This is a genomic window from Flavobacterium ajazii, assembly GCF_010614725.1.
In the GTDB taxonomy this organism is placed as follows: domain Bacteria; phylum Bacteroidota; class Bacteroidia; order Flavobacteriales; family Flavobacteriaceae; genus Flavobacterium; species Flavobacterium ajazii.
Genome location: NZ_JAAEHL010000019.1, coordinates 23,465 through 37,198, shown reverse-complemented (window position 1 = coordinate 37,198; position 13,734 = coordinate 23,465). Strand labels below are relative to the sequence as shown.

The following is a 13,734-nucleotide window of genomic DNA, read 5'->3' as shown; positions in this document are numbered from 1 at the left end:
CACTTACAACTCGTGTAAATAACTATTTTTGGGTAAACGTAGTTAACTAAAAAGGGTTTTTAGACGAACTGACGTTATGTGATACCAAACCAAAAATGACTAAATAAGAAATATGAGCTTTTTTAAAAATTTATTCGGTGGAAAAAACAAGGGAGTTGAACTGCCAACAAGAGAATTCACCGAAGATGAGTATAATACCGATTATGAATTAAAAGAACAAGGATTAGAAAGTGTATTAGGTAAAATGCACGGAATTGTTGGACACGCAATAATTCCATTTTCGGTTGGAGGTACAGTTGATATGTATTATTTCAAAAACCATATTAAGGGAACTGGATTTGCAACAATGGAATTACTAAATCCTGATGGATTTGGACCAAAAGCAAATAGAATAGGAACTTATGAATTAGTTGGTTTTACAAAATTGGATTATAACGATAATGAAGAAAATCAAACTGAATTTAATTCAATCGAAAGACGCTTTTGTGGAATATTTACAACTATTGGAAATTATGCTTCTCAGGCAATTTTAAATCCGAATGAAACAATTGAAGTCCCAAATGGAACTGACGAAAACAATTGTCTGATTTTAGATAATTATAAACCTGACAACAAAGAATTTAAAATCGGGGAAAGAAGTCATCATTTATTGTTATGTTTAGAAGTTTTCAGAAGCGAAATGGATTTTGCTAGAAAAAATGGAAGCGATAAATTAATAAATTTGCTAAAAGAAAAAGGCTTTTATCCATATAGCGATTTAGATAGGAAACCAGTTGCCTAAATTGGCATCACATAACAGCCGTTACACAAGATTTGGGCATTAGGCTGAATTTAAAGATGGTTTTGTACTTGCAAAATTTACATAATGGAAAAAACTCACATCTTTAACCCCAAACCTCGCAAAGCCGAGGGACCTCAGACTGTACAAAACTCTTTTTTTCTCAATTTTAGCTCAAAGTCCTTTTCAATTGTTTTTTGTTTAAATAAAAAAATTAAAATCATAAAATAAATTAAAATCAAATACCAAAATTACATGAAAAAAAATTACTCTCTTTTATTTTTGTCTTAAGCAATTTAACATACGCTCAAACCACTATCTATTCAGAAGATTTTACCGCTAATTCGGGCTGGACATTAAATGTATCCACTGGTGCAAATGGTGCAGATCCGAATTTTTTTGTTGAATCAGCAAACGAAGGAGGTGGACTCACAACTGGCCAATGTGCTGTTTATAATAATGGAAATAAAACTTTACATATAACACCTGTGTTAAATCCTTCAGGAGGAGCAACGTATGATGCAGGAGGATTATGCGGACTTTTATTTTGTCCTCAGACAGACAAAAGAGCAGAATCACCTTCTTTTTCAACTATTGGATTTAACTCAATAGCCGTAAGTTTTAATTATATTGAAAATGGTGATGGCCTTAATGACAATGCTACATTTTGGTATTATGATGGTACAAGCTGGGCGCAAATAGAGGATATGCCTAAAACTTCAGTATGTGGTGGAGGTCAGGGAATGTGGGTAACCAGAACTATTTCGCTTCCTGCCTCAGCAAATAATAATCCTAATATAAAAATAGCTTTTAGATGGGTCAACAACGATGACGGAGTTGGTACAGACCCTTCTTTCGCAGTTGATAACATTGTCGTAAAATCTACAACATTGTCTGTATCTGAATTCGATTTAGATTCACAAATCAAATTCTATCCCAACCCGGTCAATGATATTTTGAAAATAGAAGCAAAAAAAAGCGGCAATTATCAAATTATAAATGAGTCGGGACAAGTTGTTAAAGAATTTTATGTTATTGAAAATACAGTTAATACCATACACTTAGAAAATTTGTCTTCTGGTGTTTATTTTATTAAAAATGAAAAAATTTCTAAAAAGATTATTATAAAATAGCACTAAAAATCGTCCTTTATTATCTGTCAAAGTAAATTAATTCCTGAACTTAGAGTAATTATTTTCTCTAAATTCAGGAATTAATATTTTAAATCTGAAAACATAATTTCATCAAATACCAAATATTTAAAAATGAAACGAATAACAGTTTTCTGCGGATCCAGTTTTGGCTCTGAAGAAGTTTATAAAGAACAGGCAGCTTTACTTGGTGAAACATTAGCCAAACAAAATATAGAATTGGTATATGGCGGAGCCAATGTAGGCCTTATGGGTGCCGTAGCAGATGGCGTTTTAAAGAACGGTGGAAAAGTAACGGGTGTTTTGCCTAATTTTTTAAGATCTAAAGAAATTGCACATTTAGGTTTAACGGAACTTATCGTTGTAGAAAGCATGCACGAACGAAAAACCAAAATGAACGATTTATGCGATGGTGTTATTGCTCTTCCAGGAGGTTTTGGAACACTCGAAGAACTTTTTGAAATGCTCACCTGGGGACAGTTAGGGCTTCATAAAAAACCAATCGCAATTTTAAACATCAATGGATTTTATGACTGCCTCATACAATTAACGGAAGTCATGGTCAGCAAAGGTTTATTGAAAGACGTTAACCAACAAATGCTTTTAGTCAGTGACAACATTGATGATTTACTGGATAAAATGAAGAATTACAAAGCGCCAACCACTGGAAAATGGATTGATAAACAGCAGCTTTAATCCTTTTTGAACTTTTGATTTTCTGTTTTTAACATAATTTACCGAATAACTTTCTTATCTTGTGACTCCAAAAAAAACAGAAAATCAGTTATCCTAAATGAAACATTTAAAAGCCACTTCTCTCCTATTTGCCCTTATTTTAGCTATAAATTTTACAAACGCTCAGGACTCTGATACCGGAAACTGGTTTATTTATTTTGGAAATCAGGCCATCAATAAAAAATGGAACTGGCATAATGAAATACAATACCGCAATTATAATTTTGCAGGAGATACTCAGCAATTATTACTAAGAACCGGAATTGGATATAATCTTACCGAAAACAATAACAATATTTTATTGGGTTACGGTTTTATTAATTCACAAAATTATATACCGGATACAGATGATAAAACAGAAACTAACGAACATCGTATTTTTCAGCAGTTTATAACACGCCAAAATTTTGGACGGGTTTATCTACAGCATCGTTATCGTGTAGAAGAACGTTTTTTAAAAGATGATTTTCAAATGCGTTTTCGTTATTTTTTAGCTCTGAATGTTACTTTAAACAAGCCGAAAATGGAAGATAATGCCTTTTATTTTTCAGCTTATAATGAAATTTTTATAAACGCTGAATCATCTGCTTTTGACCGCGACCGTCTATATGGTGCATTAGGTTATGTAATTAATAAAAAATTCAGGGTTGAAGCCGGTTTTATGAGACAGATTCAGGAAGAAACTGGCCGAAATCAATTTCAGATAGTAGTTTACAACAATATACCTTTTAGCAGCAGTAAATAACTTTTAAATCCGGAAATATGGCAACAGTAAATAATAATTTTGCAAAAGCCGAAATGCTGATCAGAAAACCTGTCTCAGAGGTTTTTCAGGCATTTATAAATCCTGAAATTACCAGTAAATTTTGGTTTACTAAAGGTTCCGAAAAATTAGAAGAAGGAAAAACAGCTGAATGGACCTGGGAAATGTATGGCTTTTCACTTACTGTTTTAACTAAAGTAATTGAAGAAGATAAACGAATTGTTGTTGAGTGGGGAAATAATGGCGAAGAAACCCTTGTCGAATGGATTTTTAATCCACTGAATGAAAAAGAAACTTTTGTAAGCATTACCAATTCTAATTTTAAGGGCGATACTGATAAAATACTTTCTGAGGTTCGAAATTCTACTGAAGGTTTTACACTGGTTTTAGCCGGAGCGAAAGCTTTTTTAGAATATCAGATTCAGTTGAATTTAGTGTTAGACAGATTTCCAAAAGGTTTGAGTTAATCATCTAAAAATTATTGTCATGACAGCGATTCCGATTTCAAAACCTGTAACTATTGACGAATATATCGGCAGTTTTCCAAATGATGTTCAGGAAGTCTTAGAAAAAGTTCGAATGACAATTCATAAAGCAGCCCCCGATGTCAAAGAAAAAATCAGTTACTCCATGCCTGCATTTGAGCAAAATGGCATCCTTGTTTATTTTGCCGCTTTCAAAAATCATATTGGGCTTTATGCGCTTCCGAGCGGTCATTCAGCATTTAAGGAAGCACTTTCAAAATACAAATCAGGCAAAGGTTCCGTACAATTTCCGTTAAATCAGCCCATACCTTTTGATTTAATTACCAAAATTGTAAAATTCAGAGTTAAAGAAAATCTTGAAAAAGTAAAAAATAAATAATCAAATATGAATTTATCTGAACATTATAATGCGCTTTTCAAAAAATCATCTGAACTGATTTTATCTGAAAATTATACCATTGATTCTAAAATTAATGATGATTCGGATAAACGATTCGGACTTACTTTGCTGGTTCGTCCAAATAATGAAATTAACACTAACATCCAGGCATTTCTCAAAGAATTAAAGAAAGCTGAACCTGATCAGTATTATTATCCTAATTCTGACATTCATATAACCATCATGTCTATCATTTCGTGTTACGAAGGTTTTTCACTGGATAAATTTAATATATCTGAGTATGTTGATATCATCGAAAAAAGCCTTGTAGATGTAAATGAGATACAAATTGATTTTCAAGGGATAACTTCCTCCCCTTCCGCTATAATGATTCAGGGTTTTCCAACTGATGATTCATTGAATATTTTACGGGACAAACTGCGCGAAAACTTTAAAAATTCTTCCCTGCAGCAAAGTATGGACAGCCGTTACACTATCACTGCTGCCCACGCAACAGTCATGCGATTTCAGAATAAATTACAAAACCCAAAAAGACTGATTGAAGTGATAGAAAAATTCAGAAATCAGAATTTCGGAAAATTTACGGTTGATAAAATTGAACTTGTTTTTAACGACTGGTATCAGCGTGAAAAAAATACGATAAATATATGTGATCTTTATTTAAGATAATTATTTAAATTCTCCAAAATGCCATAAAATTCCGGAAGGATCATACAAAAAGCATTCACTCCCCCATTCTAAATGACGAGTTGGAACTAATTTGACATTAGGATATTTTTCAGCAAGATTTAAAGCTAAAAGTTCATTATAATAACGGTCGACATCATCAACTTCTAAAAAAATCATGGTGTTATCAATCCAATCCTTAACATAGGCATCCTGCAGATAAAATGCAGTTTTGTCGGATTCAAAAACAGACAACTTAGAATCTAAAATTGTTTCTTCAAACCCAAGATCTCTGTAAAAAAGTCTTGAAGTTTCAAAATCTTTAGAACCTATAAATGGCCGGATTGATTTTATATTATGATTCATTTTGATTGAATTTTAAAACACTCCCAATACCGAGATGTCTAATCTCTATATTCTTAATTCTTAATTCTTAATCAATTATCCCTTCTTCAAAATATTCCCTAACCCACGTCCAATCTGTTCAATAGCCTCCAGACTTTTTGTTAAAGGTGTAGCAGTAAAATCTTCATAAGCATCCATTGACGTAACTTTATTATCATCCTGCGGATACACTAATATCATATTGTTTTCACTAAACGCCTTTTCAAATTTCTGAGGCAGCCTGTCAAAAATAGATTTATAAGAAACAGAACCTTTTCGGGATAAATTCAAAGCCACAAAATCTGTTGGTTTAATCTCATCAGAAATGGCTTCAAAATCATCCCAGTCCAAAATGCTTTTAAAACCTAATTTCGCATTCAATCTCAAATTATTTGCAATCTGCTGTATCGCCTGATGTGTTTTATACTCGGCATGAATTACAATCGGAATGCTTAACTCCTGTGATAGTCTGCAGATTTTCTGCAATAAAAGTTTAAATCCGGCTCCTCTTTCTGAAAAAGGCGGACAAATAAAAACCAGTCTTTTTTCTTCTATAAAGTTTTTCGGAAATCTACAAATGAATAAGCTTTTATCAACGTTATTTATGATTGAATCAACATTTTCTCCAAAAATCTTATCCAGAAAACCTGTTTTTTTCGGCCAGCCCACAATCACAATATCCGACATGATTTCTTTTGAAGTTCTTGCAATTCCACTTGCCGGATTATGATCAATTCTGGCAATTGTATTTATTTTTACTTCAGAAGCAGAACCCTGAATCACAAATTTATCAACTGCTTTTCTGTATTTCAGAATATTGATTTCTGCCTGATCATTGTTCGGCACTATCGTTAATAATGTTACAGGATTTGATGATTTTTTATCTTTTATCAAAAGGGCAAAATCCAATAAACTGGTCGCTGCTGAAGTTTTTGCCAACGGAATCAAAATATGTTCATCTAAAACCAAATCTTTATTTGTATCTTCAGGAGAAACTTCCTCTTCACAGATAGCAATCTTTTTACCTGCTTTTTCTGTTGCAAAAGAAGCTACAATACAAGTAATTAATATTAAGATAATAGTTCCGTTTAAAATATTTTCATCAAGTATTTTTGCTTTAAATCCAACGAGAATTACAGCCAGGGTTGCTGCAGCATGTGCGCTGCTCAATCCGAAAATCAACTGCCTTTCGGTTCTCGTATATTTAAAAACGATTTGGGTAAAAAATGCGGCAATCCATTTTCCAAAAATGGCCACAACACTCAATGTACCTGCAACAATTAGCGCTGTTGGACCGCTTAAAATAACACTGATATCAACGAGCATCCCCACAGAAATCAGGAAAAACGGAATAAACAGCGAATTCCCGATAAACTCAATTCGATTCATTAAAGCCGATGAATGCGGAATTAAAGGATTCAAAGCCAAACCGGCCACAAAAGCACCAATAATTGGCTCTACTCCCGCTACTTCTGCCAAAAATGCAGCAAAGAAAACAACAGAAAGTACAAAAATATAATGTGCATGTTTTTCACTTTCCAGTTTTTTAAAGAACCATTTTGCAATTCTTGGAATAACCAAAAACATAATGGCCGAAAAAATAGCCAGGGAAACGGCCAATTTAATCCAAAAAGCCTGGTTCAAATTTCCCTCAGCACTTCCCATAATTACGGCCAGAATAATCAAAACAGCAGTATCGGTTAAAATAGTTCCTCCAACGGTAATGGCAACGGCTTGATTTTTTGCAATTCCAAGTTTACTAACAATTGGATAAGCAACCAATGTATGTGTTGCAAACATACTTGCTGTCAAAAAGCTGGCGTTAAAATCATATTTTAAAAGGTAAAAGCAAACAGGAAAACCAATAGTAAGCGGAAAAATGAAGGTGAAAAAACCAAACAATAAACTTTTGTTTCGATTGGCTTTAAATTCATTCATATCTAATTCAAGTCCGGCAATAAACATAATATATAAAAGTCCAATTGTTGAAAATAAATCGACTGCAGAACTTTTTGCCAGCATATTTAATCCATGCGGACCAATAATAACGCCAGAAATAATAAGACCAATAATACCTGGAATATTTATTTTTTTAAGTAAAATAGGACATAATAAGATTATTAAAAGTATCAACGAAAAAATGGGTACTGGCTTAACAAGAGGAAATTCTAATTCATGAATTAAATGTCTGAAAAATTCTATCATAGTGTAATTTTAGCTGCAGGGTATTTTATTGATTTCTTCAAAATAGAATTCAAACCCAATACTCAAAGTTGCCGTTTATTTCAATTATTAAAAAAACTAAAAAGTTCAGTTTTCGAGAAAGTCTCTTTACAAAAATACCTAAAAAAAGGCCGAACTTTTTATCAAAGTCCTATATTAAGTAATAAATTTTATTTCATTGACAAATTATTAATATTTAATATATTTTTTAACAAAACCGCAACATTAACAAATAAAAAAGAAACTTCTTTGCATTATTCAATTATCTTTGTTTAAACAAAAAACTAAACAATGGAAGAATGTATCTCTGTTTTTGATATGCTTAAAATTGGGGTTGGCCCATCGAGTTCCCATACACTAGGGCCTTGGCGGGCAGCTGAACGTTTTTTAAAAGAATTAAGGGAACAATCTATTTTAAAACAGGTTATCAGAGTCAAAGTCGATTTATATGGCTCACTTTCGCTAACAGGCAAAGGCCATGCTACTGATTTGGCGGTTATGCTGGGACTAAGCGGCCAGGATCCTGAATACATTCCAGTTGAAAATATTTCGGGTATTATCAAAACGATTGAAACTAAAAATGAGATTGTTTTGGGTAATGAGATTACGATTCCGTTTTATTTTCTCCAGGATATTGTTTTCAATAAAGATTTTCTTCCATTTCATGCCAACGGATTAAAATTTACAGCTTTCAAAAATGATGATTCTGAATACGAATCTACTTTTTATTCGATTGGAGGCGGGTTTGTAGTAAAAGAAGAACGTACAAATGCCATAAACAAAATTGCCATAAAATGTGCTTTTCCGTTCATGATTGATAATGCCGATGATTTATTAAAATATACGGTTCAGGAAAACAAAAAGATTTCTGAAATTGTGTATGAGAATGAAAAATCGATGCGTTCCGAAGAAAAAATTCACTCTGAATTAATGCGAATCTGGAACACAATGCTCGAATGCATGTATATAGGCTGCCATTCTGAAGGAGTCCTTCCCGGAGGATTAAATGTACGTCGACGGGCTTTTGATATGCATCAGAATTTAATTGGTTTATCTAATTATAATGATCCGCAATCGTGGCTCGAAGAAATCAGAAAAACCGAGGTTAAATTTCGTCAAATCCTAAAATGGGTAAGTTGTTTTGCATTGGCCGTCAATGAGGTAAATGCTTCTTTAGGACGTGTCGTTACCGCTCCTACAAACGGAAGCGCAGGTGTAATTCCGGCTGTTTTAATGTATTATTTGGTAATCGAAAACCATAATGCCGGAGAAAAAGAAATCAAACAATTTTTGATGGTAGCAGGCGAAATAGGAAGTTTATTCAAACAAGGATCTACAATTTCTGCAGCAATGGGTGGCTGTCAGGCCGAAATTGGCGTTTCGTCATCAATGGCAGCGGCAGCTCTTTGTGAATTAATGGGCGGTACTCCTGCCCAGGTTTTAATGGCTGCAGAAATTGCCATGGAACATCATCTTGGCTTAACCTGTGACCCTATTGGAGGCCTGGTTCAGATTCCATGCATCGAAAGAAACACAATGGGCGCCATAAAAGCCATAAATGCAGCTGAACTGGCTTTAGAAACGGATTCAAAAAATGCTAAAGTTCCACTGGATAAGGTAATCAATACGATGTGGGAAACTGCGAAAGATATGAATTCAAAATACAAAGAAACCTCAGAAGGCGGATTAGCAATTGCGGTAAATATGGCCGATTGTTAGTATAATATTGCTTAATTTTGCAGAAAAAATTTCGTTTTAAAGAAAATCAACTTTAAAACTATTCAAAAAAACTAAAAAAAGTATCAATGTCAGTAGCAAAAAAAGATTATAAAAGAATCACTACAAAGTCGTTAATCGAAATGAAAAGCCACGGAGAAAAAATCTCTATGCTTACTGCTTATGATTATACGATGGCAAAAATTGTTGATACCGCAGGTGTCGATGTGATTTTGGTCGGAGATTCGGCTTCCAATGTAATGGCTGGTCATGAAACTACTCTGCCTATTACTTTAGATCAAATGATTTATCATGCTTCATCGGTTGTTCGTGCGGTAGAAAGAGGTCTTGTTGTAGTTGATTTACCTTTTGGAAGTTACCAGTCTGATCCTAAGGAAGCTTTGCGTTCTGCTATCAGAATCATGAAAGAAAGTGGTGGTCATGCCGTAAAACTTGAAGGCGGAAAAGAAATTAAAGAATCCATCAAAAAGATATTAAATGCCGGAATTCCGGTAATGGGGCATTTAGGGTTAACACCACAATCTATTTACAAATTCGGAACTTACAGCGTTCGTGCCAAAGAAGACGAAGAAGCCGAAAAATTGATTGAAGATGCTAAAATGCTTGAAAAAATTGGCTGTTTCTCAGTTGTTTTAGAAAAAATACCTGCTGATTTGGCTGAAAAAGTAGCTAAAAGTATTTCTATTCCGGTTATCGGAATCGGAGCCGGAGGCGGTGTTGACGGACAGGTTCTGGTAATTCATGACATGTTAGGAATGAACAATGAATTCAGTCCGCGTTTTCTTCGTCGTTATCTGAATTTATATGAAGAAATGACCAAAGCCATCGGTCAGTATGCAGCCGATGTGAAATCGAAGGACTTTCCTAATGAGAAGGAACAATACTAGATTAGATGTCAGACTTCTTAGATGTTAGACTTCTTAGATTTTAATTCTAAATTTAAAAATTCAAATCTAAGAAGTCTAAGTATGTCTATAAATCTAATAATCTAAAAAATAATATGCATCAATTTAAAGAACTTTTAATTTGGAAAAAAAGCAGATTGTTTTTTTCTAAAATTTACAATATAACTGCTAATTTTCCGAATGAAGAAAAATTCGGAATAGCCAATCAATTACGAAGAGCTGCTGTTTCCATCCCTTCAAACATTGCTGAAGGAGCTTCAAGAAATTCTAATAAAGATTTTGCACGATTCTTAGAAATTGCAATTGGTTCTGCTTACGAAGTAGAAACTCAATTTTTAATTTCATCTGATTTAGGTTTTATTAATGAAGAAAACATAACAGAATTGATAAATCTGCTGGAAGAAATTACTAAAATGACTTCAAAATTCAGGGCAACTTTGTTATAATCCCAAAAATTAAATCTAAAAAGTCTAAGCCAGTCTAAAATCTAAGTAAGTCCAAATGAAAATTCTTTCCAACAAAAATAACCTCCAAATCCTCCACGAAGACAACCATATTATCGTTGTAAACAAACGTGTTGGAGATATTGTACAAGGAGATAAAACAGGGGATAAACCCTTATCAGATATTGTAAAAGAATACATCAAAGACAAATACAATAAACCGGGCGATGTTTTTTTGGGAGTTATTCATCGTCTGGACCGACCAACAACCGGAATTGTAGTTTTTGCCAGAACCAGCAAAGCCTTATCCCGAATGAATGAATTATTCAGCAATCGCGAAACTAAAAAAACATATTGGGCAGTGGTAAAAAACAAACCAAAAGAAACTTCTGCCAAACTGGTTCATTATTTAAAGAGAAACGAAAAAAACAATACTTCAAAAGCGCATTTAAAAGAAGTTCCGGACAGTAAATTAGCAAGTCTGGATTATAAAATCATTAAAGAACTTCAAAATTATACTGCTTTAGAAATTAACCTGCACACAGGCCGTCATCATCAGATTAGGGCACAATTATCTGCCATTGGTTCCCCTATAAAAGGTGATTTGAAATATGGGGCTGACCGAAGCAATCCAGACGGAGGTATTCACCTACATGCCCGAAAACTAGTTTTTGTTCATCCTGTTTCTAAAGAAAACATCATTATAACTGCCCCAACCCCGGATGAAACGATCTGGAATGCTGTATGATTTTTATGATTTAATTGTCAGATTTTCAATTTATATCTGTTAACTTGCATAGCCAAAATTTAAGTTTTCACTAAAATGGACTATAAAAACGATATAAAGTACCGAAAAGAAACGCTTAAAAAATTACTTTTTAATATACAGAAAGATGAGGACCTGATTATAAAAGCCTTATATGATGATTTTAAAAAACCGGAATTTGAAGCCGTTTTAACTGAAACAAATTATGTTGTTTCAGAACTAAAAACGACTATCAAAAATATAAATACATGGGCAAAACCTCAACGTGTTTTTCCTTCACTGCTTAATTTTCCTTCCTCTGATTATATCTATAAAGAGCCTTATGGAGATGTTTTAGTCATTGCTCCCTGGAATTATCCTTTTCAATTGGCTTTATGTCCTTTAATTTCTGCTGTAGCAGCGGGAAACAGAGTTGTACTAAAACCTTCTGAACTTACTCCTCATACTTCTGCCATCATTGCCAAAATCATCGAAAAATCATTTCATATCAATCATGTCGAAGTTATTCAGGGAGGGATTGAAGCTTCAGAAAAACTTCTGTCAAAACGCTGGGATTATATTTTCTTTACCGGAAGTGTTGCTGTGGGCAAAATTGTAGCAAAAGCCGCTGCCGAACATCTAACTCCTGTAACATTGGAATTAGGTGGTAAAAATCCATGCATTATTGATGAAACCGCCGACTTGAGACTTGCTGCCAAGCGTATTGTCTGGGGAAAATTCATTAATGCCGGACAAACCTGCATTGCCCCTGATTATATTTTGGTCCAAAAAGACATGAAAATAAATTTTATCACATACCTCATTGAAGAAATCATTCAGGCTTATGGCAAAAAAATACAAGATTCCCCTGATTATGCCCGTATCATCAACACTAAAAACTGGGTGCGTCTGACAGATATGATTGCCCCCGAAAAGGTGTTTTTTGGAGGAGAATCTGATGCTGCTGACCTTTACATAGCTCCTACCCTTATTGATGAACCTGAACTCGACAGTAAAATTATGGCTGAAGAAATTTTTGGCCCGGTTCTCCCTATCCTGTCTTATGAGTCCGAACAGGATATTGATGTTATTATCCCCAAATATGAAAAGCCTCTTGCCCTTTATATTTTTAGCGAAAATGATTCTTTTTCCAAAAAAATGATTTCACGTTATTCATTTGGAGGCGGCTGTATCAACGATACTATCATTCATTTTTCGAACAAAAGACTTCCTTTTGGAGGTGTTGGGCACAGCGGTATGGGTGCTTACCATGGAAAACTCAGTTTTGATACCTTTACACATCATAAATCCATAGTCAAAAAAGCCAATTGGCTTGATTTTCCTATGCGTTATGCCCCTTATAAAGATAAATTAAAAAGCATACGAAGATTATTAGACTGGCTATAGCCAATAATTACAAGACAGACTCTTATAAAATTGATTAAAAACATTTATATTTACGTTTAAATTTCAACCTAAAAACCTAAATAGTTTACTACAATTTTACCAGATATGAAGTCTACCCTTAATCAAATCGAAGAGATAAAAAACAAAGGTTATAACCTAGATTTTTCAGAAGTTTTCACCCATACTTTCGAAAATTATAAAAAAATAGCCATTTACGCAGGACTTATTTTATTGGTCGTTTCCATACTATCCTTTTTTTTGGGAGGAGGTATCTTCGCCAAAATATATGGAGTTGAAAATCTTAACAAAGAGTTTATAGAGTCCCTCCTAAAACAAGAACCAACATCAGATTCACTTCTGATTTCCTTGGGTGTTCTTGTAGGTTTAACTGCTATTTTTGGTCCTTTTACAGCTGGCTTTTTAAAAATGGCCGAATGTGCTGAAAAAGACGAAACTTTTAATTTTTCTACGATTTTCATTTATTACAAAGCACCCTATTTTTCTAGAATTTTTATTGCTTCTTTGTTAATAAGTCTCCTGACTGGCCTAATTTCAGTTGGGTTTAATTTTATAGGAATTATTTTTATTGATACTTTAATATCACTTGCAATTTCGCTATTTACATCATTAACGATTCCCTTAATTGTTTTTGGAAACCTGAATACAAAAGATGCTATAAAATCGAGTATTACTATTGTGAGCAAACAACCTGTAGTAATAGCTCTTCTATTTATCGTTGCCTTCATTGGTTCCCTTGTTGGTTTTATTGGATGTTGTATTGGTGTGGTGTTTACGATTCCTATTAATTATTCTGTAAAATATGCGATTTATAGTGCTATTATTGGAATTGAGAAACAGGATTCTATCGATTCTATAGGCCAGTCTGATTCGGAATAACACAGGTACTATTTA

At 33.6% G+C, this 13,734-nt stretch carries 15 protein-coding genes; 13 read left to right on the top strand and 2 right to left on the bottom strand.

Features of this window, described 5'->3' with window-relative positions:
- Nucleotides 1–112 precede the first annotated feature (112 nt).
- The 7 genes from GWR14_RS23485 to GWR14_RS23455 all read left to right on the top strand — a co-directional run bounded on the left by GWR14_RS23485 (nt 113) and on the right by GWR14_RS23455 (nt 4,981).
- Nucleotides 113–781, top strand: coding sequence for a suppressor of fused domain protein (locus GWR14_RS23485; protein WP_163411582.1), 669 nt, complete (start codon nt 113–115; stop codon nt 779–781).
- 485 nt (nt 782–1,266) lie between these two features.
- Nucleotides 1,267–1,911 (top strand): T9SS type A sorting domain-containing protein, encoded by a 645-nt coding sequence (locus GWR14_RS23480; RefSeq protein WP_163411581.1) that lies wholly within the window; start codon nt 1,267–1,269, stop codon nt 1,909–1,911.
- Between the two features lie 132 nt (nt 1,912–2,043).
- Complete coding sequence (locus tag GWR14_RS23475) at nt 2,044–2,625, top strand: LOG family protein (protein WP_163411580.1); 582 nt, start codon at nt 2,044–2,046, stop codon at nt 2,623–2,625.
- Nucleotides 2,626–2,722: 97 nt separating this feature from the next.
- Nucleotides 2,723–3,409, top strand: coding sequence for a DUF2490 domain-containing protein (locus GWR14_RS23470; RefSeq protein WP_163411579.1), 687 nt, complete (start codon nt 2,723–2,725; stop codon nt 3,407–3,409).
- Nucleotides 3,410–3,426: 17 nt separating this feature from the next.
- Nucleotides 3,427–3,894, top strand: coding sequence for an SRPBCC family protein (locus GWR14_RS23465; RefSeq protein ID WP_163411578.1), 468 nt, complete (start codon nt 3,427–3,429; stop codon nt 3,892–3,894).
- A 19-nt stretch (nt 3,895–3,913) separates the two neighbouring features.
- Nucleotides 3,914–4,291, top strand: a complete 378-nt coding sequence (locus GWR14_RS23460; protein WP_187356562.1) for an iron chaperone — start codon at nt 3,914–3,916, stop codon at nt 4,289–4,291.
- 6 nt (nt 4,292–4,297) lie between these two features.
- Nucleotides 4,298–4,981, top strand: a complete 684-nt coding sequence (locus tag GWR14_RS23455) for a 2'-5' RNA ligase family protein (RefSeq protein ID WP_163411577.1) — start codon at nt 4,298–4,300, stop codon at nt 4,979–4,981.
- Here GWR14_RS23455 and GWR14_RS23450 read toward each other — a convergent pair whose 3' ends face one another.
- Together GWR14_RS23450 and GWR14_RS23445 are read right to left on the bottom strand one after the other, a co-directional pair.
- Complete coding sequence (locus GWR14_RS23450; RefSeq protein ID WP_163411576.1) at nt 4,982–5,344, bottom strand: VOC family protein; 363 nt, start codon at nt 5,342–5,344, stop codon at nt 4,982–4,984.
- 75 nt (nt 5,345–5,419) lie between these two features.
- On the bottom strand, nt 5,420–7,567 hold the full coding sequence (locus GWR14_RS23445) for a cation:proton antiporter (protein WP_163411575.1): 2,148 nt from the start codon (nt 7,565–7,567) through the stop codon (nt 5,420–5,422).
- A 309-nt stretch (nt 7,568–7,876) separates the two neighbouring features.
- Between GWR14_RS23445 and GWR14_RS23440 the strand changes: the two genes are divergently transcribed.
- The 6 genes from GWR14_RS23440 to GWR14_RS23415 all read left to right on the top strand — a co-directional run bounded on the left by GWR14_RS23440 (nt 7,877) and on the right by GWR14_RS23415 (nt 13,719).
- Complete coding sequence (locus GWR14_RS23440; RefSeq protein WP_163411574.1) at nt 7,877–9,304, top strand: L-serine ammonia-lyase; 1,428 nt, start codon at nt 7,877–7,879, stop codon at nt 9,302–9,304.
- 86 nt (nt 9,305–9,390) lie between these two features.
- Nucleotides 9,391–10,209: a 3-methyl-2-oxobutanoate hydroxymethyltransferase gene (gene panB, locus GWR14_RS23435; RefSeq protein ID WP_163411573.1), complete on the top strand. Its 819-nt coding sequence runs from the start codon at nt 9,391–9,393 to the stop codon at nt 10,207–10,209.
- Between the two features lie 113 nt (nt 10,210–10,322).
- Nucleotides 10,323–10,673 carry a four helix bundle protein gene (locus GWR14_RS23430; RefSeq protein ID WP_163411572.1) on the top strand — a complete coding sequence of 117 codons (351 nt, stop codon included), beginning with the start codon at nt 10,323–10,325 and terminating at the stop codon, nt 10,671–10,673.
- Between the two features lie 55 nt (nt 10,674–10,728).
- Nucleotides 10,729–11,418: an RluA family pseudouridine synthase gene (locus GWR14_RS23425; RefSeq protein ID WP_163411571.1), complete on the top strand. Its 690-nt coding sequence runs from the start codon at nt 10,729–10,731 to the stop codon at nt 11,416–11,418.
- A gap of 75 nt (nt 11,419–11,493) precedes the next feature.
- Nucleotides 11,494–12,822 (top strand): aldehyde dehydrogenase, encoded by a 1,329-nt coding sequence (locus GWR14_RS23420; protein ID WP_163411570.1) that lies wholly within the window; start codon nt 11,494–11,496, stop codon nt 12,820–12,822.
- A gap of 105 nt (nt 12,823–12,927) precedes the next feature.
- The gene (locus GWR14_RS23415) at nt 12,928–13,719 is read left to right on the top strand and encodes a DUF2189 domain-containing protein (protein WP_163411569.1); all 792 of its coding nucleotides are present in this window, start codon (nt 12,928–12,930) and stop codon (nt 13,717–13,719) included.
- Nucleotides 13,720–13,734: the final 15 nt, after the last annotated feature.

Bases quoted from the DNA above. Each gene is read 5' to 3' on its own strand.
- GWR14_RS23485 (WP_163411582.1), top strand. From the start codon at position 113: ATGAGCTTTTTTAAAAATTTATTCGGTGGAAAAAACAAGGGAGTTGAA.
- GWR14_RS23475 (WP_163411580.1), top strand. From the start codon at position 2,044: ATGAAACGAATAACAGTTTTCTGCGGATCCAGTTTTGGCTCTGAAGAA.
- GWR14_RS23470 (WP_163411579.1), top strand. From the start codon at position 2,723: ATGAAACATTTAAAAGCCACTTCTCTCCTATTTGCCCTTATTTTAGCT.
- GWR14_RS23465 (WP_163411578.1), top strand. From the start codon at position 3,427: ATGGCAACAGTAAATAATAATTTTGCAAAAGCCGAAATGCTGATCAGA.
- GWR14_RS23460 (WP_187356562.1), top strand. From the start codon at position 3,914: ATGACAGCGATTCCGATTTCAAAACCTGTAACTATTGACGAATATATC.
- GWR14_RS23455 (WP_163411577.1), top strand. From the start codon at position 4,298: ATGAATTTATCTGAACATTATAATGCGCTTTTCAAAAAATCATCTGAA.
- GWR14_RS23450 (WP_163411576.1), bottom strand. From the start codon at position 5,344: ATGAATCATAATATAAAATCAATCCGGCCATTTATAGGTTCTAAAGAT.
- GWR14_RS23445 (WP_163411575.1), bottom strand. From the start codon at position 7,567: ATGATAGAATTTTTCAGACATTTAATTCATGAATTAGAATTTCCTCTT.
- GWR14_RS23440 (WP_163411574.1), top strand. From the start codon at position 7,877: ATGGAAGAATGTATCTCTGTTTTTGATATGCTTAAAATTGGGGTTGGC.
- panB (WP_163411573.1), top strand. From the start codon at position 9,391: ATGTCAGTAGCAAAAAAAGATTATAAAAGAATCACTACAAAGTCGTTA.
- GWR14_RS23430 (WP_163411572.1), top strand. From the start codon at position 10,323: ATGCATCAATTTAAAGAACTTTTAATTTGGAAAAAAAGCAGATTGTTT.
- GWR14_RS23425 (WP_163411571.1), top strand. From the start codon at position 10,729: ATGAAAATTCTTTCCAACAAAAATAACCTCCAAATCCTCCACGAAGAC.
- GWR14_RS23420 (WP_163411570.1), top strand. From the start codon at position 11,494: ATGGACTATAAAAACGATATAAAGTACCGAAAAGAAACGCTTAAAAAA.
- GWR14_RS23415 (WP_163411569.1), top strand. From the start codon at position 12,928: ATGAAGTCTACCCTTAATCAAATCGAAGAGATAAAAAACAAAGGTTAT.